At 56.7% G+C, this 1,079-nt stretch carries 1 protein-coding gene; it reads left to right on the top strand.

The window, feature by feature from the left end; all coding sequences use genetic code 11:
• The first annotated feature begins 18 nt into the window (after positions 1–18).
• On the top strand, positions 19–972 hold the full coding sequence (locus C0Z16_RS36995) for an IS5 family transposase (RefSeq protein ID WP_102636850.1): 954 nt from the start codon (positions 19–21) through the stop codon (positions 970–972).
• The last annotated feature ends 107 nt before the right edge of the window (positions 973–1,079 follow it).

The following is a 1,079-nucleotide window of genomic DNA, read 5'->3' as shown; positions in this document are numbered from 1 at the left end:
TAGTTGAGGAGAAGAGTGATGTCGCAGTTGGGTCTTGGTCTGGATCTGTCAACGAAGCGCACGCGCAAGCGGGAATTTCTCGATGAGATGCGGCGTGTTGTGCCTTGGTCGAAGCTGATTGCGCTGATCGAGCCGCACTATCCGACAGGCAAAACCGGCCGACCGCCTTTCCCGATCGCGACGATGCTGCAGATTCATTTTATGCAGCAGTGGTTCAGTCTGTCGGACCCTGCAATGGAAGAGGCGCTGTACGACGTGCCGCTGTATCGCGAGTTCGCGGGTCTTGACGGCGGCATGGTGCGCTTGCCGGATGAAAGCACGATTCTGCGGTTCCGCCATCTGCTCGAGACGCATGGGCTGGCGGCGCAAATGCTCGCGCTGGTCAATGAGATCCTGACGGAGAAAGGCTTGATGCTAAAGGCTGGATCCGCAGTTGACGCCACCCTGATTGCCGCGCCCAGTTCTACAAAGAACGGTTCCGGCACCCGGGATCCAGAAATGCATTCGACGCAGAAAGGCGGCAACTGGTACTTCGGCATGAAATCGCACATCGGCGTGGACGCAGACTCCGGACTGGTTCATACGGTCATTGGAACGGCGGCCAATGTGCACGACATCACCGTTGCCCAGGCGTTACTGCATGGCGAGGAGACGGATGTCTACGCTGACGCCGGGTATCAGGGGATCGAAAAGCATTGTGAGGCTGACGCAGCGCGGTGGCATGTTGCGATGAGACCGGGCAAGCGCAGAATGCTGGACCTGAGTGATCCTCTGGACGCGATATACGATCAGATCGAACGCCTGAAAGCTGGAATTCGAGCCAAGGTTGAGCACCCGTTTCGTGTCATCAAGCGGCAGTTCGGTTACGCGAAGAGCCGCTATCGGGGTTTGATGAAAAATACCGCCCAGATCACCACGTTGTTTGCTTTGAGCAATTTGTGGATGGCGCGCAGAGCTTTGCGAAAATCTTGAAATATGGCCGGTGTCGCCATATGTTTCGCCGGCACAGCCCCTGACAGGTGGCAGTACTAGGCGATCTCCGCACCAAAAATGTTATCAACCTTCAGGCTGCGATGGAT

Source organism: Paraburkholderia rhynchosiae (assembly GCF_002879865.1).
GTDB lineage: Bacteria > Pseudomonadota > Gammaproteobacteria > Burkholderiales > Burkholderiaceae > Paraburkholderia > Paraburkholderia rhynchosiae.
The sequence above is the reverse complement of the archived record's forward strand: the minus strand, read 5'-3'. Positions and strand labels throughout refer to the sequence as shown.

Coding starts and splice junctions, on each gene's coding strand:
- C0Z16_RS36995 (WP_102636850.1), top strand. CDS start 19: ATGTCGCAGTTGGGTCTTGGTCTGGATCTGTCAACGAAGCGCACGCGC.